Source organism: Nocardiopsis sp. NPDC055551, from assembly GCF_053619415.1.
Genome location: NZ_JBSHJJ010000018.1, coordinates 15,441 through 36,777 on the forward strand (window position 1 = coordinate 15,441; position 21,337 = coordinate 36,777).

Genomic DNA, 21,337 nt, shown 5'->3' on the forward strand with positions numbered 1-21,337 from the left:
AGTGGAATCAGGGTCCCTCCCCGTTGTTACCGTCGCCGCCTCCGCCCCCGCCGCCACCTCCGCCGGGGTTCTCTCCGCCCGGGTTCTCTCCGCCGGGTTCCTCTTCCTCGGGCGGATCGGTGACGTCGTCCTCTGGTGGATCGGTGACGTCGTCCTCTGGCGGGGGAGATTCCTCCTCACCCTCACCAGGAGGCGGGGACTCGGTCTGGTCCCAGTCCTGAGGGGGCGGAGTCCACTCCGGGGTGTCCGGGACCGGATCGAGGGCCTCGGGTGTCTCGGTCTCCTCCGGTTCCTCACTGGGACTGGAATCGGGGGACTCGTCGGTGACGGCCGGCCGGTTGCTGTTGTTGACCGGTTCGGTCCCGGTGTCACCCATCATGAACCCGGCCACCGCCGCACCCACGATGAGGACGGTCGCGGCCACGGCCGCGAGCACGACCGGCATCCTGACCCGCCGACCAGAGTCCGGGTTCTCCGCCAGCCTAGTGGAATCCATGCCCTGATCAGGGGCTACGGGAGATTGACCGGTGGTTCGCCGTACCTGATCGGTGGCGCCGCTGCGGGGACCGAAATCGGGCACCGCGCCGACCACCCTGGTCTGGGCCATGCCGTTGAAGCCGGTGGAGGGGGTGGGTGGTCCGGTACCGGCGTTGGAGCGGATCACCGCGGCGAGGTGCGCGACCTCCCCGGCGGATGAGGGTCGATCCTCCGGGTCCTTCTCCAGCATGGAGAAGACGAGGTCGTCGATGTCCGCGGGGACGTGTTCGGGCAGGGAGGGCGGATCGTCGCGCGTGTGCGCCAGTGCCAACGCCACCGGACTGTCCCCGGTGAACGGCGGCTGCCCGGCCAGGCACTCGTAGGCCACCACACCCAGCGCGTACAGGTCGGAGGCCGCGGTCGCGGGTCGTCCCGACGCCTGCTCCGGTGAGATGTACTGGGCCGTGCCCATCACCATGCCGGTCTGGGTGAGGGTCACCGACATGTCCCCGCGTGCGATGCCGAAGTCGGTCAGCTTCAGCTGTCCGTCCTCGGTCACCAACAGGTTGCCCGGCTTGATGTCCCGGTGCACCACGCCACGGGCGTGCGCCGCGGCCAGCGCCTTGGCCGCCTGGCACACGAAGTCGAGGGTCTGGTCCGAGCTCAGTCCCCCCTGTTCCCGCAGTACCTGCGACAGGGGTTCGCTGACCACGAGCTCCATGATGAGGAAGGCACGCCCGTGCTCCTCGCCGTAGTCGTAGACCTGAGCGATCCCCGGGTGGGACAGACCGGCTGTGATCCGGCCCTCCGTGCGGAACCGTTCACGCGCGGTCGGTTCGGCCATCTGGGCCGGGTGAAGCAGTTTGACCGCCACCGAACGGTTGAGCAGGGTGTCGGTCGCCCGCCACACGGTGCCCATGCCGCCGGAGCCGATCTGCTCCTCAAGCCGATATCGGTCGCTCAGAACGGTCCCGGTGAGGTCACCGGGACCGTTCCGGGAAGACGGTTCGTAGGCGTTCACTACAGAACCACTGCCTCCATCATGTTTCGCGCGATCGGCGCGGCCAGTTCGCCACCGCTGCCGCCACCGTGTTCGATGACGACCGCGACCGCGACCTGGGGGTCGTCGGCCGGGGCGAACCCGATGAACCAGTTGTGCGTGCCCTGTTCTCCGCCGGTCTCGGCGGTACCGGTCTTGCCGGCCACGTCCATGCCCTGGATGGCTCCGTTGGTTCCGGATCCGTCCGGTCCGGTCACCCGGACCATCATGTCCGTCAGGTCGGACGCGGTGCTGGCACTCATGGCCTGGCTGTAGACCTCGGGTGTGGTCTGGGTGACGACGGTGCGGTCGGAGTCGCGCACCGAGTCCACCATGTACGGGTGCATGACCTCACCGGAGTTGGCCACGCCCCCGGCCACCATCGCCATCTGCAGCGGCGTCGCCTCCACGTTGGACTGACCGATGCCCGCGCGGCCCAGGATGTTGCGGTCCTCCTCCACGGGCGCGTAGCTCGGGATGACCGGCAGCGGAACCTGCATTTCGTCCTCGGTGACCTGCGGGTGGAACCCAAAGGCCTCCGCCTGGTCCGCCAGGGCCTGACCACCCATCTCGATGGCCCAGTTGGCCATCGACGTGTTGCAGGAGATCTGGATGGAGTGCGCCAGGGTGTCGGGATCCCCGCCGTTGCACGTACCACCAGGGGTGGCGTTGGGCAGCGGGTGACCGAGTTCCAGGGTGTCCGGAGCGTCCATGGTGGAGTCCGGGCCGGCGTCCAGGTGCTCCATGGCCGCGGCGGCGGTCACGACCTTGAACGTGGAACCCGGAGGGTAGCGCTCCCTCAGCGCCCGGTTGAGCAGCGGCTGGTTCTCGTCGGCCGCCAAGGCGTCGAAGTTCGTGACCGCGTCCGTGATCTCCTCGATGCTCACGACCTCGTTGGCGTCGAAGGAGGGGTAGGAGACCGAGCCGAGGATCGCCCCGCTGCTCGGGTCGATCGCGACGGCGGCACCGTTCATGCCCAGTTGCTCGAAGCCTTCGTAACCGGCCTGCTGCACGGCGGGGTCGATGGTGAGTTCGACGCGCGCGCCCTCGGGCTCACGGCCGGTGATGACGTCGCGGAAGTTGCGCACCGCGAGCCGGTCGTCGGTGCCGTCCAACAGCGCGTTCTCGCTCTTCTCGATGCCGTCCGCGCCGTAGCTGCGGAAGGAACCGACCACCGGCGTGTACAGGGGACCGCCCTCGTACACGCGCTGGTAGCGGGCAGGGTCGTCCTCGGCGGCGATGTTCTCGGAGTAGGCGACGTTCTCCCCACCGACGACGATGGGTCCCCGCATCTCGGTGAGCCGTTCGCTGTACTGGCGGGTGTTGAGAGAGTGGTCTCGGATGGCCTCGGCCTGGAAGCCCTGGATCCAGGTGAGCTGGAGCATCAGGGCACCGAACAGGATCATCGAGAAGACGCTGAGGCGTCGGATGGGTGTGTTCATCGTCGGATCACCTGTGTGGCCCCCTCGTCCTGGATGGCTTGTGGCGCGGGTCTGCGCGCGTTGTCGCTCATCCGGAGCAATAGACCGATCATCAGCCAACTGGCCATCAACGCGGAACCACCCGCGGCCAGGAACGGCGTGGTCATACCGGTCAACGGAATGATCCTGGTCAGGCCGCCCAGCACCACGAACACCTGGAAGCACATAACGAACGCGATACCGCTCGCCAGCATCTTGACGAAGAGTTCACGGGAGGCCAGCGCGACGCGCATACCGCGCTGGACCAGAAGGAAGATCACGATCAGGATGGTCATGAGTCCGGTCAGGCCCAGGTCCTCCGCCAGCGAGGCGAAGATGAAGTCGCTGTCCGCGGCGAAGATGTTGTGCGCCTGGCCGCCACCGAAACCGGTACCGAACACGCCACCGTAGGCCATGCCCACGATGCCCTGGACGATCTGCATGCTACCGCCCACCCGGTCGTAGACCTCCTGGTCGAAGGCGTGGAACCAGATGTCGACACGCTGGCGGAAGTGCCAGAAGATGTACATCGCGGCGGTCGCCGCGCCGATGAAGACCGTGAGACCGATGAGCACCCAGGAGGAACGCTGGGTGGCGACGTACAGCATCGCCAGGAAGATGCCGAAGAGCAGCAGCGAGGAACCGAGGTCCTTGCTGATGACCAGCAGACCGATGGCCACGACCCAGCCGACGACCATCGGCATGAAGTCACGGGCGCGAGGCAGGTCCAGGATCTTGAACCGGCCGATCTTGATCGACCTGGCCGCCAACGACAGCACCTGCCGTTTGGTGACCAGATACGAGGACAGGAAGATCACCAACGCGATCTTCGCGAACTCGGACGGTTGCATGGTGAACGGCCCGATGCCGATCCACCGGCGGGCACCGTACTCGCTGATGCCCAGGCCCGGGACCATCGGAAGCGCGATGAGGATGATCGCGGCGAGGGCGGTGAGGTAGGTGTACCGCTGTAGGATCCGCGGTTCCTTCAGGAAGAACAGCAGCGCGATGCACAGGACCATGCCGACCGCGGTCCACACCAGCTGCATGCCGATACCGGCGTGCTCGATGTTCCCGGAGTCGGCCGCGTCCAGGCGCCAGATCATCGCCACACCGATCCCGTTGAGGAACAGTGCGCAGGGCAGGATCAGGGGGTCGGCGTACGGTGCGATGAACCGCAGTGCCATGTGCGTGGCGAGGGCGAGCGCACCGAAGATGAGGCCGTAGCCCCACATCGCGCCCGGGACCTGGTTGTTGAGGTTCAGCCCGGCCGTGGCCATCGCGCTCATCATGATGACGATGGCGATGAGGACCAGGACCAGCTCGGCGTTGCGCCGTTTGACCGGCGGAAGTGCCGTCGGTGCCTCAGGTTTCGTGGTGCTCAATGGGTCACCCCGATTCCTCGGTCTCGGTCTCCTGGCCGCCCGAGTCGGTCCGGGTCCGCTCGGAGTTCTCGACCTCGCCCTGCAGGTCCTCGACCTTCGCCTCGGCGTCCGCGAGGTCGGTCGCCTCGATGTTGTTCTGGAGGGCTTCCTGGTCGGTGGGGGCGAGCGAGTCCAGTCGAAGCTCGGTCCTCTCCACCTCCTCGGAGAGGTCGATCCCGGCGATGTTGGTGTCGATGCCGCGGTAGATGCTGACGTTCTCCCCGTCGGCGGAGACGCCCACGTAGTACTGGTCATTGATGTACCGGCTACCGAAGTAGTAGCCGCCACCGGCGATCGCGCCGACCACGATGACGAAGACGAGGATGATCGGCCACCAGCTACGGGTCCGGTACTCCGGCTCCGGGTCCCGGTCACGAGGGGGCGAGGCCTCGTAGGCGTGCTCCTCGTAGGGAGAAGCACCGTACGTACCGGTCGGGGGCGGCGCCTGCTCGTCGATGGGGTCCATCTCTGCGGTGTCGCCGCCGTTGCCGCGCAGCTCCTGCGCCCGTCTGGCGGGGCTGGTCTCGTTCGGGCCCGTCGCCACGTCACGCTGGTCCGCGGCGCCCACGACCTGGGAGCCGACGGTCGCTCCCTCCTGGTCGTCGTCCGTCTCGATGACGTCCGCGACCACGGTGGTGATGTTGTCCGGACCGCCGCCGCGGATCGCCAGCTCGATGAGCTTCTTGGCGGCCGCGCGCGGGTCGCTCTCGGTCGCCAGGGTCTCGTGGATGGTCTTCTTGCTGACCACGCCCGACAGCCCGTCGGAGCACAGCATGTAACGGTCACCGGGCTTGGCACGGCTGATGGAGATGTCCGGGTCGACCGGGGTCTTGCCGTCCAGGGCACGCAGGATCAGGGACCGCTGCGGGTGGGTGGCGACCTCCTCCTCGGTGATCTTGCCCTCGTCCACGAGGGTCTGCACCAAGGTGTGGTCGTGGGTGATCTGCTCGAACCGCGAACCCCGCATGAGGTAGGCGCGCGAGTCACCGATGTGGATCAGGGCGACCTGTGAACCCGACCACAGCATGGCGGTCAGGGTGGTGCCCATGTTCTCGAGCTGGGGTTCCTGCCGGATCCGGAGGGCCAGGGACTCATTGGCCTTCTCGACGGCCTGTTGCAGGACCTCGGCCATCTCTTCGGCCCGTGGATCGTCGGAGGTGTCCAGGCTGCGGATCGACGAGATCGCGATCGAGCTGGCCACCTCTCCGCCCGCGTACCCGCCCATGCCGTCGGCCACCGCGAGGAGGTGCTGGCCGGCGTAACCGGAGTCTTCGTTGCCTTCGCGGAGGCATCCTACGTCGGAGTACGCCGCGTATCGGAGAGCGATTGTCATTTGCGCAGTTCCAGGACGGTTTTGCCGATACGGATGGGCTGACCCACCGTGATGGGCTGGGGGCGGTTCAGCTTCTGCTGGCCGAGGTAGGTGCCGTTGGTGGAGTTGAGGTCCTCGACGAACCAGCGGCCGCTTTCGGTGTAAACGCGCGCGTGCCGCCCCGACGCGTAGTCATCGGTGATGACCAACGTCGAATCGGGCGCGCGGCCGATGAGGATGGGTTGGGAGGAGAGGTTGATCGTCGTCCCCGTCAACGGGCCCTGGGTCACGGCCAGCACCGTGGGCTCGTTACGCGATGCCCGTGAACGTCCCTGAGAGGAGGAAGGGGAACGACGCGGCGCGGGACGCGGAGCCGATCGCGGCTTCTTCTTGCGGGACTTCCTCTTCGACTGTCCGAAGAGGTCCGTACTGATAACGCCGACCGCCATGAGGACGAACAGCCAAAGCACCGCGAGATACGCGATCTTGATCAATATGAGGGTCAAGTTGGACATCGAACTGCTCTTCAGCCCCTGTCGTGCTTCGGCCGGGGTGGCGGTCATCGGCGCCGCCACCGTGTCTGCCCCACCTTCGGGTCGGTGAGTCCAGGTCGCTGTCCGCGACCCAGAGCCGGCCGCGGCCATTGTGCCCGATCGGTCAGGTCTTCGCGGAGACTACCCTCCCGGCCGGATTCTCCGACAGTGGTCCCTTGTCGGCCCACCACCGGTCCCGAACCCTCAGATGCCGAAGCGAGGTGGTTGGTTGCGGTCCGGGAGGGGTCGGAATCGGTGGCCTGTCGGGGAAGCGGTCAGTCGCGGCGGAAGGTCATGGTGGTGCGGCCCAGACTGATCCGGGTACCGTCCACCAACCGTGCTTGCCTGACCTGCTGCCCGTTGACGAAGGTGCCGTTCGTGGAACCCCTGTCCTCCAGGATGACCTCGTCACCGTCCACGCGGATCTCCACGTGGTGACGGGAGACACCGTTGTCCACCAGGCGCAGGTCACAGTCCGTACCGCGACCCAGCAGGGTCACCGGCGTGGTCAGTTCGAACGACTGCTGCATGCCCTGGCTGGCGATGTTGCCCTCGGCCGTCGCCCCACCAGGGGAGATCAGCAGGCGAGGACGACCCGTCTGGGGCTGCGCCGAGCCCGGAGCCGGATCGCCCACCGGCTGGCGGAGCTCACCGCCCTCCACCAGACTCCCGCGAACGACACCGGAACGGATCCGGAATCGTCCGGTCTTCAGGCCCTCGTCCGAGCGGAACTGCACCCGCACCGGACCGACGAACGAATAACCCTGTTCGGTGGCGTAGTCACGGGCCAGCTTCGACAGTTCCTGACCCAGGCTGTCGGCGTACACCTCCAGGCGTTCCTTGTCACTGGCCGACAACTCGACGATGAAGTCGTTCGGGACCAGTGTCCGACCCTGGGCGACGATGGCGGCCCGTTCGTCCATCTCTCGCTGAACGGCGCTCGCGACCTCGACCGGCTGGAGCTCCGACTTGAAGGCCATCGCGAAGGTGCCTTCGATCATGCCCTCAAGCCTGCGCTCGAAGCGTTGGAGCACTCCCACGAGGTACCTCCCTTTGTACTCCACTCCGTATGTGTAGACGATCGTAACCGGGCCGGGGCGCCCCTGGTCTCAGGTGCACCCCCGGCAGCGGTGTCGAACGGCCACGATCGGGGCCGTCCACAAACGATGTGCGAGCCGCCTCCAGCCCGTGCTAGTCTTTTTCTTGTCGCCAGGACGAACCGGAAGAACACCGGATCACCTGGCACTATAATTGGATAAGTCACTCGGGCGGGTGGCGGAACGGTAGACGCGCACGGTTCAGGTCCGTGTGTCCGAAAGGATGTGAGGGTTCAAATCCCTCCTCGCCCACTCAACTCTAGATGACCCTGGTCGTAAGCTGCGCTTGCTCCCAGGGTCGTTTTCGTTGTCTCCTCTGGGGGGCGACCCCCAGACCCCCGGAACGGCCCTGGACTCTAGATGACCCTGGTCGTAAGCTGCGCTTGCTCCCAGGGTCGTTTTCGTTGTCTCCTCTGGGGGGCGACCCCCAGACCCCCGGGACGACCCTGGACTCTAGATGACCCTGGTCGTAAGCTGCGCTTGCTTCCGGGGTCGGCTTCGTTGTGTCCTCTGGGGGTGCGAGCCCCTGAACCTCCCGGTGCGCCGCTCGGTCGCGGCCCTTGGCCGGCACCTCTCGTCGCGCGACACCTGATGGCGTCGATGGTGCTCATGGGGGCTCTTTTCGGGTGGGCCGTAATGGGGGACAAGCGGTATCAACGATCTTGGATCGTTAGGTTCGGGGCAACCCGCCCTCCGGGGCCGGAACCGGTCACGGGGTGGGGCCGAGGTGGTGTCGTCGAGGTCCCGGGTTCGGAGATCATCGCACATGCCGGTTCTGGATCCCTTTGTGGTGGTGAGCGCGGGGGAGTCCGATAAGTGGCCTCCATCACTCTGGGAAAGTGCGTTCGGATGCCTCTGAGCGCCCTCGGCCCGTTGAACGACGTCTGTTGAACGACGCCCGCCGCACGTGGTGATGCCCCCCACGGCCTTGTCGCGGACCGGCTCGATCGTGGCCGACGACGTGACCCTCGGACGAGGCGGTGCGCGGTGGGGGAACCCCCGGATCCCCCGTCCTCGACGAACCGGTCGTAGGCCTAAAGGCGCGAGACGGGGGTTCCCTCCTCAGGTGCGTGGCGTCCGGCCCAGGAGCGGTTCCACGTGGGTGTCGCAGACGAGTCGACGCCGGTGGTCGACCACCCGGGTGGGGCCGGTGAGCCGTACACGTACGGTGTGCCGAACGTCGGCGCTGGAGGCGGCCAGATCGAGGACGAGTTCTCCTGGGTCGACGATGCGTCGCAGGTCAAGACCGGTGTAGGCGGCCAGGTCGGCGGGGACGCTGAAGCGCACCATCGACCCCTGGCCGGGTTCGAGGTCGACTCGGGCGTAGCCGATCAGGCGGCGCACCGGCTGCGTCACCTGGGCGACCGGGTCGGACAGGTACAGCTGCACGACCTCGGAACCGGTTCGGGAACCGGTGTTGTGGACGGTGCAGCCGACGGTCACCTCGCCGTCGGTGGCGACTTCGACCGCGGTTTCCGTGGCCGGAGCGCCCTCGACCTCGGGGGCGGTCCACTCGAAGTCCGTGTAAGACAGGCCGTGCCCGAAGGGGTGGCGCGGGGTGGGATCGACCGAACTCACCTGGCTCTTCCCGGCCAGCGGTGCCCCCAGGTAGGTGGCGGGCTGGCCGCCCGGGTGCCGGGGGATCGACACGGGTAGGCGCCCACCGGGCTCGACCCGACCGGAGAGCACGCCGGCGAGCGCGGGACCGCCCTCTTCCCCGGGAAGGAACGTCTGGACGACGGCGGCCAGACGGTCGGCCACCGGCCCCAGCACGTACGGGCGACCGCTCGACACCACCGCCACCACCGGGGTTCCGGTGTCGACGAGTGCTTCCAGGAGATCCTGCTGGACCCCGGGCAGACGCAGGTCGGTGGCGTCGCAGCCCTCTCCGGAGGTGCCGCGGCCGAACAGGTCGGAGCGGTCTCCGAGGGCGACCACGCACACGCGCGCGGAGCGGGCCGCCTCCGTCGCCGCGTCGAACCCGCCCACCGAGTCGCCGTCCACCGAGCAGCCCTCGGCGTGGGTGATCCGGTGCCCGGGCAGCTCGTCGCGAAGCGCCGACACCAGAGTGGGGATGGCGACCCCGGTCTCAGTACCGGGGTGGCGGCGTCCCACGTGGGCGGGGAAGGAGTAGCAGCCCAGCATGGCGTCCTCGGTGTCCGCGAGCGGGCCGATCAGCGCCACGTCCGCGACGCCGTTGTCTCCGGCGTCCGGCAACGGCAGGGCGGCGCCGGAGTTGTCGAGCAGCACCACGGACCGCTCCGCGAGCCGGCGGGCCAGCGCGCGGTGTTCGGTCGGGTCCAGATCGATGCCCGCGTCCTCGTCACCCTCCGGGGACCAACCCGGATCGAGCATGCCCAGCTCGCACTTTTGGCGCAGGACCCTTCGGACGGCCCGGTCCACGGTCGCCTCGGGGACGCGGCCGGCGCGGACCTCCTCGACCAACAGGTCCCCGTAGCAGTGGACGGTGGGCAGTTCGACGTCCACGCCCGCCGACAGGGCCAAGGCGCCCGCGTGCGCCGGGGACTCGGCGATCCCGTGCAGCTTGTGCAGGAAGTCGACCCCGAAGTAGTCGGCGACCACGGTTCCCTCGAAACCCCAGGTGTCCCGAAGGAGCCCGGTGAGCAGGCCCTCGTCCGCGGCGGCCGGCATCCCGTCGTTGTCGTTGTAGGCGTGCATCACCGATCGGGCCCCGCCGTCGCGGACCGCCATCTCGAACGGCGGCAGGATGACGTCGGCGAACTCGCGGGGGCCGATGGAGACCGGTGCCAGGTTGCGGCCCGAACGGGACGCCGAGTAGCCGGCGAAGTGCTTGAGGGTGGCCACGATCCCGCTGGACTGGAGCCCGCGGACGTAGGCGGTGGCGACCGTGCCGACCAGGTGGGGGTCCTCGCCGATGGTCTCCTCGGTACGGCCCCAACGGGTGTCGCGGACCACGTCCAACACGGGGGCCAGTCCCTGGTGGGCGCCGACCGCGCGCATGCTCCGGCCGATCTGCGCGGCCATCCGTTCGACCAACGGTGGGTCGAAGGAGGCGCCCCAGGCCAGGGGCACGGGGTAGATCGTCGCGGTCCAGGCGGCGAATCCGGCCAGGCACTCCTCGTGGGCCACGGCCGGGATGCCGAAGCGGTTGGCGGCCATGATCTCGCGTTGGCTGCGGGCCAGGGAGGCGCGGCCCTCGGTGGGGTCGACCGGGACGGTGCCGAACGGCCGGGTGAGCTGGCCGAGCCCGTCCTTGACGACCTCGTCCCAGGCGGGGGGTTCCTGGGACATGTCGTGTTGGTGCGGGGCGACGGGTCCGCCGCCGGAGCTCGCCTGGACCCACACTCCGTACAGCTGGGAGACCTTCTCCTCGATGGTCATCGCGGACAAGAGCGACTCCACGCGCTCGTCGGTCGTCGCGGTGGGGTCCTGCCAGTGCTGGCCGGCCGTCACCGGGGGTGTGTCGGTGGGGCGAGCGGATGACCTGGTCAAGGAGTGCCTTTCCATGGTGGGGACACGGGGTACGCCGGGGTGGCCGGCATGCTCCGAAAGTTTCGTAAATTTTCGCGAAACTTGTTGCCGGTGAATGTACGTTCACGTCCCCGCAGGGTCAACCCCCTTCGGAGGTGCGGGTCACCCTTTTCTGAGAGGCCCCACCCGTCAAGCGCCATCGAAGGTGGGTGAGGCGAGGCCCGGGGAAAGCCGGGCCCGACGGGTTTCCGAAACTTTCGGCCAGGAGAAACGACGCATGGAAAAGGGGCGGACCGGTGGTCGGTCCGCCCCTCGGGGCCTCGGGGCCCTCGGATCGGTGGGGGTCAGTGAGTGATGACGGCCTCGACGTCGCCGAAGCGTTCGATCTCACAACCGTTGCGCTTGTTGAACTCGGTGTCGATCTCGGTGTCCTCGACGTGACCGGTCACCCGGGCCTCTTCGGGGCCACCGATCTGCATCGTGCACGCCATGTCGGAGGTGTCCATGGTGAACGGTTCGGTACCGATCTCGTCGATCGCGGCGCAGGCGGCCTCGGGGTCGGGGTGGTCACCCCCGACGGGCGCGCAGGTCAGTGTCCACGTGCCCTCCTCGAAACCCTCCTGGACGGGCATGCCGTCCTCACCGGACACCGAGGTCTCGATCACGAGCTCCACGGCGGCATCGCCACCGTCGGTATCCTCGGCGTCCTCGGAGTTCTCGGAGTCCTCCGCGTCCTCATCGTCTTCGTCGGTCTCGGTCTCGGTCTCTTCGGGGGCTTCCGCGCCGGGGGCGGGTGCTTCCACCTCGGCGGGCTCGTTGCCGCAGGCCGTGATAAGCAGGCCAAGGGCTGCGAGAGCGGCGAGGCGGGTCGGCAGGGCCGTTGCGAAGGTGTGCATACGCATACCGCTTTGACGGAGACCCGGATCACTCGGTTCCTCCGGTTCTCACATTCTTTGTACACACCTGACACAGGGGGTCACATGTTCGGTCAACAGGTCGCAGAGGTGCTGGTCGGCGAGGTGCCCGAGGGCGTCTACCTCCTCGACGTCCGCGAGGACGACGAGTGGAACGCGGGGCACGCGCCGGACGCGGTGCACATTCCGCTCGGCGCGCTGGGCGAGCGCGTCGCCGAGGTGCCCAAGGACAAGAAGGTCTACGTCGTCTGCCGCGCGGGCGGGCGTTCGGCCCAGGCCACCATGGCGCTCAACCAGGCCGGCTGGGACGCGGTGAACGTGGCCGGTGGCATGCAGGCCTGGGAGCAGGCCGGACGGGACATGGAGACCGATTCGGACAGCGAGCCCCGTGTGATCTGAGCGTCGAATCCGGACGGATTACGCAAAGGCCTGCCACTCGGAGGCTCGCGAGTGGCACTATGACGACGTGAGTTCCGAGCGCGCGCCCCTCAGCGCCGAAGCCATGCTCGCCTCTTCGGCGGACGCGGTCATCGGTATCGACGGCGAGCGCCGAGTCACCTTCTGGAATCCGGCGGCCGAACGGATGCTCGGCTGGTCCGCGGGCGAGGTGATCGGTGGCGAGCTGCCGATCGTCCCGCCGGAGTTGAGGCCCGAGCACGGCGCGGTGCTCGAACAGGTGCGCGCCGGAACCCCGTTGACCATCTTCAGCCGCAGGACGCGCCGGGACGGGACCGCCCTGGACGTGCGGGTCAGCACCGGGTGCGTGTACGACGACCAGGGTCGGCACGCCGGGTGGGTGCTGGTCCTCTACCCCCGGGAGAAGGAGTCCCAGGCGCAGACCTCGGCGATGGAACGCGCCCGCCTGGTCCGTCGGCTCACCGACGTCGTCGCCGACATCAACGCCGACCTCAGCCTCAAGTCGGTCCTGGACCGGATCACCAGCAGCCTCACCGAGCTCACCGGCGCCGACGCCGGCGGGTTCGTGCTGTTGGACGAGGACAAGGTGCGGCTGGTCAGCCTCACCCACCTGTCCGGCGAGTTGTACGGATTCAGCGCCTCGCTGGAGACCAGCCTGTTCGGTGAACTGTTGCGCAGCGGCAAGTCCGTGCTGTTGGCCAACAGCGACACCCGCAGCCTGGAGGACCTCATCTGGGCCGACCTGCCCGGACTCCACACCATCGCCCTGTGCGTGTCCAACGCCCAGGGGCGGCCCTATGGCGCGCTGTACGCCTTGTACAGCCGGCGCAAGGTCGGGCACGTGGAGCTGGAGTTGTTGGAACTCCTGGCGTCGCACGCCGGGGTGGCGATCGGCAACGCGATGGCCTACGAGGAACTCAAGTTGCAGCGGGCGCGGGAACAGGCGGTCGCGGACTCCAGCGCGGACGGGATCGCGGTGCTGGACATCAACGGCAAGGTCCGTAAGTGGAACCGCTCCGCGACCGAGCTCACCGGCTACACCTTCGAGGAGATGGAGGGCAAACACCCGCCCTTCCCCATCCCGGTGGCCCACGGTGACCCGGTCAAGCACAAGAACGAGGGCGGGCGTTGGCTGGAGATCCTCATGGCGAGGATCCCCAGCACCGACGAATGGGTGGTGGACTTTCGCGACATCACCGCGCAGAAGGCCCTGGAGGAGGAACGCGAGTTCTTCCTGGCCAGCACCGGGCACGAACTGCGGACCCCGGTCACGGTCATCCAGGGGTACGCGGCGATGCTGTCCCGCAAGGGCGAACGGCTGGGACCGGCCGGGCGCCAGGAGGCCAGCGAGATCATCCTCGACCGGGCACGTGCCCTGGCCAAGCTGGTGGAGCGGCTGCGGCTGGGCTCGGACGTGGCCAGCGGCGAGATGACCCTGGACCGGGTCCCGTTCGACCTGGTGGAACTGCTCGGCCAGTCCGTGGCGGCGTTCCGCCCGTTGGCCGAGAGCCAGGAACTGGTGTTGGACTCGGAGGGCCCGCTGTGCACCGTGGGAGATCCCCTGGTCACCGGCATGGTCATGGACCAGCTGTTGGAGAACGCGCTGAAGTTCTCGCCCGATGGCGGCCTGGTGCGGGTCCACGTGGACGTCGACGAGGACACGCTCACGATCCACGTGGACGACGAGGGCATCGGCATCGACCCCGGTGACGAGGAACAGATCTTCGAGCGGTTCTTCCAGAGTGGGGAGCGGGGCGACCGGCGAGGCTACGGCGGGCTCGGTATCGGTCTGTACATCGTGCGCCAGCTGGTCCGGGAACAGGGTGGTGAGGTCACCGCGCACCGGTTGACCAAGGGCACCCGGATGCGGATCACCGTGCCCAGGCATAGGGGCGAGGACCCCGGCCCGGACGTGGTCCTGTCCGAATCCCATGTCACGGGGGAGGGCGGAGGGGTGCCCTCTGCCCGCGCCTAGAACCCATGGGCCCCAGTGGTCTCAGGAAACCCGAGAAACCCTGGAATTCAGATGATGAGGGGGCCGAACGCATCGTCGAGGGGCCACGTGTGCGTAGTTTCACCTCGGGGTTGGTTTCCTCCCCGGGTGTTCGGGGCATTTCCACCCCTGGTGGAATTCGCCGTCATACAACGGTCGGGTTCCGGGCCGGCTGATAAGCACGAACGCGCAGGGACGAAAGCCGTGACAGGAGACCACACCTCACTCGACGCCGAGGACCCCCAGAATCCTCGAAAGGTCGAGCGAAGCGTCACTCTTCCCTACGTTCCCGAAAGTGTCACCGACGCCAGACACGACCTTTGCGCGGATCTGCGATCCCTACGGATCCGCGATTCCCTGGTCGACGACGCCGCCTTGATCCTCAGCGAGCTGGTCAGCAACGCGCTCCGTCACGCCGGCCCCCTGCCCGACGACACGGTCGGTGTCTCCTGGCGGTTGGCGGTGGACAAGGAGGCCTCCGGCGCCCGGCTGGAGATCGCGGTCCGCGACGGGGGGTCGACCACCATGCCGAGAGTGTCCCGTCCCTCGATCTCCGGGTTGGGCGGCCGTGGCCTGGGCATCGTCCAGACCCTGGCCGGACGTTGGGGCACCGAGATGGACGAGACCACGACCACGGTCTGGGCGGTCCTGGACATCACCGCCGACGACCTGCCGAGCGATGACGACGACGCCGTGACCGATTCACCCCTCTCCCTCCTGGAGCGGGCACGTCGTGACCAAGACCGAGGCGTCGTCGAACTCGATCTGGACGGCCACCATGACGAACCGGCTTGGGGGGCCCTGCTCTGACCGGCTTCACTCCTGCTTCCGTCCCTGGTCACGGCCTCAGGAGCGGATGAACCTGACTGATGGCGCGAAACGCCGTCGGCGAGGTGGCCCGGCTCTGTCATGGGCGCTACAGTCACGACTGTGGAGTTGAAGATATCGAGCCGGTCTCAAGATGACGTCGTGGTGGTAACCGTTGGCGGTGAGATCGACCTGTACACGGCACCCCAGTTGCGCGACGAGCTCGTCGGTTCCCTTGATGAAGGGACACGACGGCTGCTCGTGGACATGTCACGGACGGAGTTCTGCGACTCGACCGGGATCAGCGTCCTGCTCGCGGCGATGAAGCGCGCCCGTGAGAAGGGCGGCGACCTGGAGATCGTGGCGCCCCGGCCCGCGGTCATGAAGGTCCTCGAAGTCACCGGGCTGCACGAGGTCTTCACCATTCACTCCGACCTCGACGTGTTGCCGGTGGCCGCGGGAACCGGCACGGCACAGTAGCGGCCATGCCCCAGGAGCCGTACCGGCCCGGAGAGGCGGCCGGTGCGTCCGTCGCGGTGGTGATTCCCGCGAAGAACGAGGCCGAGCGCATCGGAGCGACCGTCGGCGCCGCGCGCGGGCTGCCCGGAGTGGACCTGGTCGTCGTGGTCGACGACGGGTCGACGGACGACACCGTGGCCCTGGCCCTGGACGCCGGGGCCCGCGTGTTCCGGCACGGCCGCAACCGCGGCAAGGGCGCCGCCATGGAGACCGGGGCGGAGGGGATCCGCCTGGTGGAGGAACACGAGGCGGCGTCGGGAACCGCTTACCCACCGCGCCACCTGCTGTTCCTCGACGCGGACCTCGCCCACAGCGCCCAGGGCGCCGCCCCGTTGGTGACACCGGTGCTGGAGGGCGTCGCGGACATGACCGTCGCCCTCTTCCCCGCCACTCGTCTACGCCTGGGCGGCCACGGGTTCGTGGTCAGCCTGGCCCGGGGCGGGGTCCACAAGGCCACCGGTTGGGAACCGGAGCAGCCGTTGAACGGACAGCGCTGCTTGACCCGCTCGGCATTCGAGGCGGCGCGACCACTGGCCCAGGGATTCGGTGTGGAGACCGGGCTGAGCATCGACGTCCTGCGCGCCGGCTTCCGTGTGGTGGAGGTCGAGGTGCCCCTGGAGCACCGGGCGACCGGCACGGACCTGCGGGCCCAGATGCACCGGGCGCACCAGTTCGTGGACGTGGCCAGGGCGTTGACCTCCCGGGAGCTGCGTCCGGCCCTGCACCGGACGTGGGGACGCACGGTCGATGGTGTGCAGGCCACTGGTCGGGAAATACCTCGGAAAATCGGGCAGATTGCTCGCAAAAAACGCTAAGAGTAACCACATGGGTGCTATGCGTGGCGATACGCTCGCGCTGTGTTCACTACCATCTTGGCTCTCATCGGACTGCTCATCGGACTGGTCGGCCTCACCGTCGGCGGCTACGCGTTGTTTCGGGCCCGCGAGGCCCAAGACGAGTACCGGACCCTGGCCAAACGCGCGCTCGCCGTCAACGCCACCGATTCGGACCCGTGCACCATCCGCGACATCGCGGTGCTGCACTACGACGCCCTGGAGGAGATGACGGGCGCGCGCTCCTTCTCATTGGCCCTGCTCAACAGCCACGGCGACGGTGTGGTGGTCACCTCCATAAACGGGCGTACCGAGACCCGTACCTACGCCAAGGTCGTCACCCGAGGCGAGTCCGAGGACCGGCTCAGCCCCGAGGAGTGCCAGGTGATCCGGTCCGCGCGACTCGGCGACGGGATCGGCGCGACATCACCCGGGTCGGCACGGGCAGAAGACGACACCGTACTCGTGGAATCGGAGAAGGACCTGGTCACCGTGGTGTCCGGACCCGAGAGGGAGACCGAGGCGGGGGAGGGGACCGAGTCGTGCGTCGACGGCGCCGACGAGGCGCGCGCCCCGGAACCCAGGGATCCGGACTCCGAGACGGCGGAACCCGTGACCCCCGACTTCCGGAACTGATCCCACCCGGCCCACACGTCCCGTATAGCCTGAACAGCATGCCCAACCGTTACGCCTACCTCGGCCCCGAGGGCACCTTCACCGAGGCCGCCCTACGCGCGCTGCGTCCCGACGCGCCCGCGGAAGCCCGCGTTCCCTGCGATGGAGTGGCCGCGGTCTTCGACGCGGTCCGCGCCGGCACGGTGGACGGCGGGGTCGTGCCCTTGGAGAACTCGGTCGAGGGCGGAGTCACCACCACCATCGCCGAACTCATCAACGGCGAACCCCTGCTCATCACCGGTGAGACCGCGGTTCCGGTCGAGTTCGCGCTCTTCGCCCGACCCGGAACCGTGATCGAGGACGTCAAGCGGGTGGCCACCCATCCCCACGCCCTCGCGCAGTGCCGCGGCTGGCTCTCCCGGCACCTCCCGGACGCCGACACCCACACCGTGTCCTCCACCGCGGCCGCCGCCCGCGCCGTCTCCGAACCCGGGTCGCCCTACGAGGCCGCGATCTGCGCCGTCATCGCCGGTGAACGCTACGGGCTGCACGCACTGGCCACCGGGGTCGGCGACCGCTCCGACGCCGCCACCCGGTTCATCTACCTGTCGCGGGCCGGGGCCCTGCCCGAACCCACCGGGGCGGACCTGACCTCCCTGGTCGCCTTCATCGCCGACGACCACCCCGGCGCGCTCATCGAGGTGCTGAACCAGTTCGCCGTCCGCGGCGTCAACCTCACCCGCCTGGAGTCGCGCCCCACCGGCGACGGCCTCGGCAGCTACTGCTTCAGCATCGACGCCGAAGGACACGTCGCCGACGCCCGGGTGGGCGAAGCGCTCATGGGCATTCGCCGGGTCTGCCGTGACGTCCGGTTCCTCGGCAGCTATCCGCGCCGCAGCAAGGGCACCGAACTCGACCCGCCGATGCGGCCGCGCGCGGCCACCGACGCCGACTTCGCGGAGGCGGAGCGCTGGCTCGCCCGTGTCCGCTCCGGCGAGATCGACTGAGGCGACCACCCCACCGGCGGTCGCCCCGACCGTGCGCTCAACCGGTCTCGGAGAGGTCCTCCTCGTCGAACACCCACTCCTCGGTCGCGGCCCGACGCAGCTCCAGGTACAGCGCCAACCTCAGCGCGGTGTCCTGCGAACCCGCGTCGTCCAGCGCTTCCAGGGCTTCGGTGAGTTCCCCGGTCGTCATCTCACCCAGCGGTTTCACGACAGTCCCCCAAGCTCCGAACGCGCCGCCGGTGTCTCTCCCCGGCGGCCCTTCCTAGGAGGAAGACGGGGGAACGGGCCGTTCATGACGTGACCGCGGGGAAAAGATGTGGGGTCGGACCTGGGCGGGCGGTAACCTGCAAGGCGTGATCGACCTTCGCGCTCTTCGAGAAGACCCCGACCGACTCCGTGCATCGCAGCGGGCCCGCGGGGAGGACCCCTCCGTCGCCGACCGACTGCTCGAACTGGACGCCAGTCGCCGTTCCGCGCTGACCCGGTTCGAAACCCTGCGCGCCGAACAGAAGAGCGTGGGCAAGTCCGTCTCCAAGGCGTCCGCGGAGGAGCGCGAGGAGCTCCTGGCCAAGGCCAAGTCCCTGGCCGCCGAGGTCAAGGAGGCCGAGGCGGAGGCCGGGCGACTGGGCGACGAGCTCGACACCGTCCTGGCCCGCGTGCCCAACCTCGTGGAGGAAGGCGCCCCGGAGGGTGGCGTCGACGACTTCGTGGTCCTGGAGACCGCGGGCGAGCCCCGCGAGTTCGACTTCACCCCGCGCGACCACCTGGAACTGGGCGAGATGCTCGGCGCCATCGACATGGAGCGTGGGGCCAAGGTCTCCGGCGCCCGGTTCTACTTCCTCACCGGCGTGGGCGCCCAGCTGGAGCTGGCGCTGCTCAACATGGCGATGAACCAGGCCATCGAGGCGGGCTTCACCCCGATGATCCCCCCGGTCCTGGTCAAGCCCGAGACCATGGAGGGCACCGGGTTCCTCGGTGAGCACTCCGACGAGATCTACCACCTGCCCGAGGACGACCTGTACCTGGTCGGAACCTCGGAGGTGGCCCTGGCCGGGTACCACGGTGGGGAGATCCTGCCGGCGGACGCCCTGCCCAACCGGTACATCGGTTGGTCGTCGTGCTTCCGTCGGGAGGCCGGCTCCTACGGCAAGGACACCCGCGGCATCATCCGCGTCCACCAGTTCAACAAGGTGGAGATGTTCGTCTACACCCACCCGGACCAGGCCCACGAGGAGCACGAGCGGCTCCTGGCCTGGGAGCGACGGATGCTCGACAAGCTCGACCTGCCCTACCGCGTGGTGGACATCGCCGGTGGCGACCTGGGCACCAGCGCCGCCCGCAAGTACGACTGCGAGGCGTGGGTCCCCACCCAGGAGACCTACCGTGAGCTGACCTCCACCTCGAACTGCACCGACTTCCAGGCTCGACGTCTCAACGTCCGCTACCGGGACGAGGACGGCAAACCGCGCTTCGCCGCGACCCTCAACGGCACGTTGGCCACCACCCGGTGGATCGTCGCCATCCTGGAGAACCACCAGCGCGAGGACGGTTCCGTGGTCGTCCCCGAGGCGCTGCGCCCGTACCTGGGCAAGGACGTCCTGGAGCCGATCCAGGCGCCCAAGGGCAAGAAGAGGTAGCTCGCCCACGCTCGCACACGAACACGCGGGAGCCCGGAAGACCTCGACCGAGGTCCTCCGGGCTCCCGTTCGTTCAGGCGGAGCTCGGGGCGCGACACCTACAGGTAGGGGCCCGACCCCATGCTCGGACGGTCCTGCTCCTCACCCGGGCCACCGGGGCCCTGCGTCTGGAGACCGACCACGCCGGGCGGCAGTGCCTTGCGCATGTTCTCCAGCTGGGCACGGGCGGCCATCTGCTGGGCGACCAGGGTGGTCTGGATGCCGTGGAACAGGCCCTCCAACCAACCCACCAGCTGTGCCTGGGCGATCCGGAGCTCGGCGTCGCTGGGCGCGGCTCCGTCCGCGAAGGGCAGGGTGAGCCGTTCGAGCTCCTCGATCAGCTCCGGTGCGAGACCGTCCTCCAACTCCTTGATCGAGGAGGTGTGGATCTCCTTCAACCGGGAGCGGCTGGCCTCGTCCAACGGAGCCGCCTTCACCTCTTCCAAGAGCTGACGGATCATGCTGCCGATCCGCATGACCTTGGCGGGCTGCTCCACCATGTCCGCGAGCGAGCGCGTCTCCTCCGCGCCCTCGCCCCCCTCGTCCTCGTGATCGGCGTCCGCGCCCACCACCAGGACCCGGGGCTCCTTCTGTTCGTCTGCGTTGCTCATCGATCCCCTAGTTCGGCTGTGTTCGGCACGCGTTCAACGGGCGAGAAGGATCTTGCCGGTGTGCGCGCTCGATTCCATGACACGATGTGCCTCCGCCGCGTCCCGCAAGGGCACCGTACGGTCGATGACGGGGCGGATGGTTCCATTTTCTACCAACGGCCAAACCTGCTCCAGTACTCCCGAGACGATCTCCGCCTTCTCCGCGGCCGGGCGGGAACGGAGCGTGGTCGCCTGTACCGAGAGCCGTTTGGCCAGCATGCGGCCCAGGTCGATCTCCGAACGGCGTCCGCCCATCAGGCCGATGATCACCAGCCGGCCGTTGGTGGCCAACGAACGCAGGTTGGCGTCCAGGTACGACCCGCCCATGATGTCGAGGACGACGTCCGCTCCGCCCTCGGCGCGCAGCCGTTCGGTGAAGTCCTCGGTCCCGTAGTCGATGGTGATCTCGGCGCCCAGCTCTCGGCAGCGTGCGAGCTTCTCGTCGCTGCCCGCGGTGACGGCCACACGGGCGCCCAAGGCGCGCGCGAACTGGATCGCGAACGTGCCGATGCCGCTGCCGCCGCCGTGCACCAGGACGGTCTCGCCGGCCTTCAACCGGCCCGCCATCACCAGGTTCGACCACACGGTGCAGGCCACCTCGGGCAGCGCCGCCGCCTCCACCAGGTCCACGCCGTGCGGGATCGGTAGGAGCTGGCCGGCCGGTACCGCCACCCGTTCCGCGTAGCCGCCACCGGACAACAGGGCGCACACCCGGTCGCCCACGGACCTGCCCTCGACACCGGGGCCGACCTCGACGATGGTTCCCGAGCACTCCAGTCCGGGGTACTCGGAGGCTCCGGGCGGGGGTGCGTAGTTGCCTTGGCGTTGGGCGACGTCGGCGCGGTTGACCGCCGTGGCCGCCACGTCCACCAGGACCTCACCCTCCTTGAGGACGGGGTCTGGTACCTCTGACCAGGACAGGACCTCGGGGCCCCCGGGTTCGATGATTCGGATCGCGTGCATGGGGCGACAGTATCCATGACCGACCCGTGGAGTACATCGGAACGGTCGGAGACTGTTCAGGTGACCGGGAAGGATGCTTGGGTGGGCTCGCAGGGGTATGAGACCCCTGGAGGGCTCGATCCCGACATCTCCCCCCCGGGAGGGCCCC

General features: G+C 68.5%; 19 protein-coding genes and 1 tRNA gene. 9 read left to right on the forward strand and 11 right to left on the reverse strand.

Annotated features, from left to right (window positions below; translation table 11 throughout):
• Nucleotides 1–7: 7 nt before the first annotated feature.
• The 6 genes from ACWGSK_RS26495 to ACWGSK_RS26520 form a co-directional block, all read right to left on the reverse strand.
• Nucleotides 8–1,498, reverse strand: coding sequence for a serine/threonine-protein kinase (locus ACWGSK_RS26495; RefSeq protein ID WP_452457087.1), 1,491 nt, complete (start codon nt 1,496–1,498; stop codon nt 8–10).
• Nucleotides 1,498–2,958, reverse strand: coding sequence for a peptidoglycan D,D-transpeptidase FtsI family protein (locus ACWGSK_RS26500; RefSeq protein ID WP_358516151.1), 1,461 nt, complete (start codon nt 2,956–2,958; stop codon nt 1,498–1,500). The genes ACWGSK_RS26495 and ACWGSK_RS26500 overlap by 1 nt, the downstream gene beginning before the upstream one ends.
• Nucleotides 2,955–4,361 (reverse strand): FtsW/RodA/SpoVE family cell cycle protein, encoded by a 1,407-nt coding sequence (locus tag ACWGSK_RS26505; RefSeq protein ID WP_452457088.1) that lies wholly within the window; start codon nt 4,359–4,361, stop codon nt 2,955–2,957. Before ACWGSK_RS26505 ends, ACWGSK_RS26500 begins: the two co-directional genes overlap by 4 nt.
• Nucleotides 4,362–4,365: 4 nt before the next feature.
• Nucleotides 4,366–5,733: a Stp1/IreP family PP2C-type Ser/Thr phosphatase gene (locus ACWGSK_RS26510; RefSeq protein ID WP_452457089.1), complete on the reverse strand. Its 1,368-nt coding sequence runs from the start codon at nt 5,731–5,733 to the stop codon at nt 4,366–4,368.
• The gene (locus ACWGSK_RS26515; RefSeq protein WP_452457106.1) at nt 5,730–6,227 is read right to left on the reverse strand and encodes an FHA domain-containing protein FhaB/FipA; all 498 of its coding nucleotides are present in this window, start codon (nt 6,225–6,227) and stop codon (nt 5,730–5,732) included. The genes ACWGSK_RS26510 and ACWGSK_RS26515 overlap by 4 nt, the downstream gene beginning before the upstream one ends.
• 293 nt (nt 6,228–6,520) lie before the next feature.
• The gene (locus tag ACWGSK_RS26520; protein WP_449289443.1) at nt 6,521–7,285 is read right to left on the reverse strand and encodes an FhaA domain-containing protein; all 765 of its coding nucleotides are present in this window, start codon (nt 7,283–7,285) and stop codon (nt 6,521–6,523) included.
• A gap of 226 nt (nt 7,286–7,511) precedes the next feature.
• Here ACWGSK_RS26520 and ACWGSK_RS26525 point away from each other — a divergent pair.
• Nucleotides 7,512–7,594 (forward strand) — tRNA-Leu (locus ACWGSK_RS26525).
• 810 nt (nt 7,595–8,404) lie between these two features.
• Here the strand turns inward: ACWGSK_RS26525 and ACWGSK_RS26530 are convergent.
• Both ACWGSK_RS26530 and ACWGSK_RS26535 read right to left on the reverse strand, forming a co-directional pair.
• On the reverse strand, nt 8,405–10,831 hold the full coding sequence (locus ACWGSK_RS26530) for a beta-xylosidase/alpha-l-arabinosidase (RefSeq protein ID WP_452457090.1): 2,427 nt from the start codon (nt 10,829–10,831) through the stop codon (nt 8,405–8,407).
• Nucleotides 10,832–11,139: 308 nt separating this feature from the next.
• Nucleotides 11,140–11,697, reverse strand: a complete 558-nt coding sequence (locus ACWGSK_RS26535) for an SSI family serine proteinase inhibitor (protein WP_452457091.1) — start codon at nt 11,695–11,697, stop codon at nt 11,140–11,142.
• A gap of 78 nt (nt 11,698–11,775) precedes the next feature.
• Here ACWGSK_RS26535 and ACWGSK_RS26540 point away from each other — a divergent pair, with 78 nt between their 5' ends.
• From ACWGSK_RS26540 to pheA, 7 genes are all read left to right on the forward strand, one after another.
• Nucleotides 11,776–12,108 (forward strand): rhodanese-like domain-containing protein, encoded by a 333-nt coding sequence (locus ACWGSK_RS26540; protein ID WP_358511175.1) that lies wholly within the window; start codon nt 11,776–11,778, stop codon nt 12,106–12,108.
• Nucleotides 12,109–12,175: 67 nt separating this feature from the next.
• Nucleotides 12,176–14,101, forward strand: coding sequence for a PAS domain S-box protein (locus ACWGSK_RS26545; RefSeq protein WP_358511172.1), 1,926 nt, complete (start codon nt 12,176–12,178; stop codon nt 14,099–14,101).
• A 222-nt stretch (nt 14,102–14,323) separates the two neighbouring features.
• Nucleotides 14,324–14,929 (forward strand): ATP-binding protein, encoded by a 606-nt coding sequence (locus tag ACWGSK_RS26550; protein ID WP_452457092.1) that lies wholly within the window; start codon nt 14,324–14,326, stop codon nt 14,927–14,929.
• Nucleotides 14,930–15,049: 120 nt separating this feature from the next.
• Nucleotides 15,050–15,406, forward strand: a complete 357-nt coding sequence (locus ACWGSK_RS26555) for an STAS domain-containing protein (protein WP_358511167.1) — start codon at nt 15,050–15,052, stop codon at nt 15,404–15,406.
• Between the two features lie 5 nt (nt 15,407–15,411).
• Nucleotides 15,412–16,260, forward strand: a complete 849-nt coding sequence (locus ACWGSK_RS26560; RefSeq protein WP_358511164.1) for a glycosyltransferase family 2 protein — start codon at nt 15,412–15,414, stop codon at nt 16,258–16,260.
• Nucleotides 16,261–16,302: 42 nt separating this feature from the next.
• Nucleotides 16,303–16,914 carry a DUF4446 family protein gene (locus ACWGSK_RS26565; protein ID WP_358511161.1) on the forward strand — a complete coding sequence of 204 codons (612 nt, stop codon included), beginning with the start codon at nt 16,303–16,305 and terminating at the stop codon, nt 16,912–16,914.
• A gap of 38 nt (nt 16,915–16,952) precedes the next feature.
• Nucleotides 16,953–17,900, forward strand: a complete 948-nt coding sequence (gene pheA, locus ACWGSK_RS26570) for a prephenate dehydratase (protein ID WP_358511158.1) — start codon at nt 16,953–16,955, stop codon at nt 17,898–17,900.
• A 37-nt stretch (nt 17,901–17,937) separates the two neighbouring features.
• On the opposite strand, the gene ACWGSK_RS26575 is transcribed toward pheA, so the two are convergent.
• A complete protein-coding gene (locus ACWGSK_RS26575; protein WP_190318449.1) occupies nt 17,938–18,108 on the reverse strand; it encodes a hypothetical protein in 171 nt (56 codons plus the stop codon).
• 145 nt (nt 18,109–18,253) lie between these two features.
• Between ACWGSK_RS26575 and serS the strand changes: the two genes are divergently transcribed.
• Complete coding sequence (gene serS / locus ACWGSK_RS26580) at nt 18,254–19,537, forward strand: serine--tRNA ligase (RefSeq protein WP_358511155.1); 1,284 nt, start codon at nt 18,254–18,256, stop codon at nt 19,535–19,537.
• Between the two features lie 98 nt (nt 19,538–19,635).
• Here the strand turns inward: serS and ACWGSK_RS26585 are convergent, their stop codons facing one another.
• Both ACWGSK_RS26585 and ACWGSK_RS26590 read right to left on the reverse strand, forming a co-directional pair.
• Entirely contained in the window at nt 19,636–20,187 is a 552-nt protein-coding gene (locus ACWGSK_RS26585; protein WP_358511152.1) for a bacterial proteasome activator family protein, read from the reverse strand.
• A gap of 33 nt (nt 20,188–20,220) precedes the next feature.
• Nucleotides 20,221–21,189, reverse strand: a complete 969-nt coding sequence (locus tag ACWGSK_RS26590; protein WP_358511149.1) for an NAD(P)H-quinone oxidoreductase — start codon at nt 21,187–21,189, stop codon at nt 20,221–20,223.
• Nucleotides 21,190–21,337: the final 148 nt, after the last annotated feature.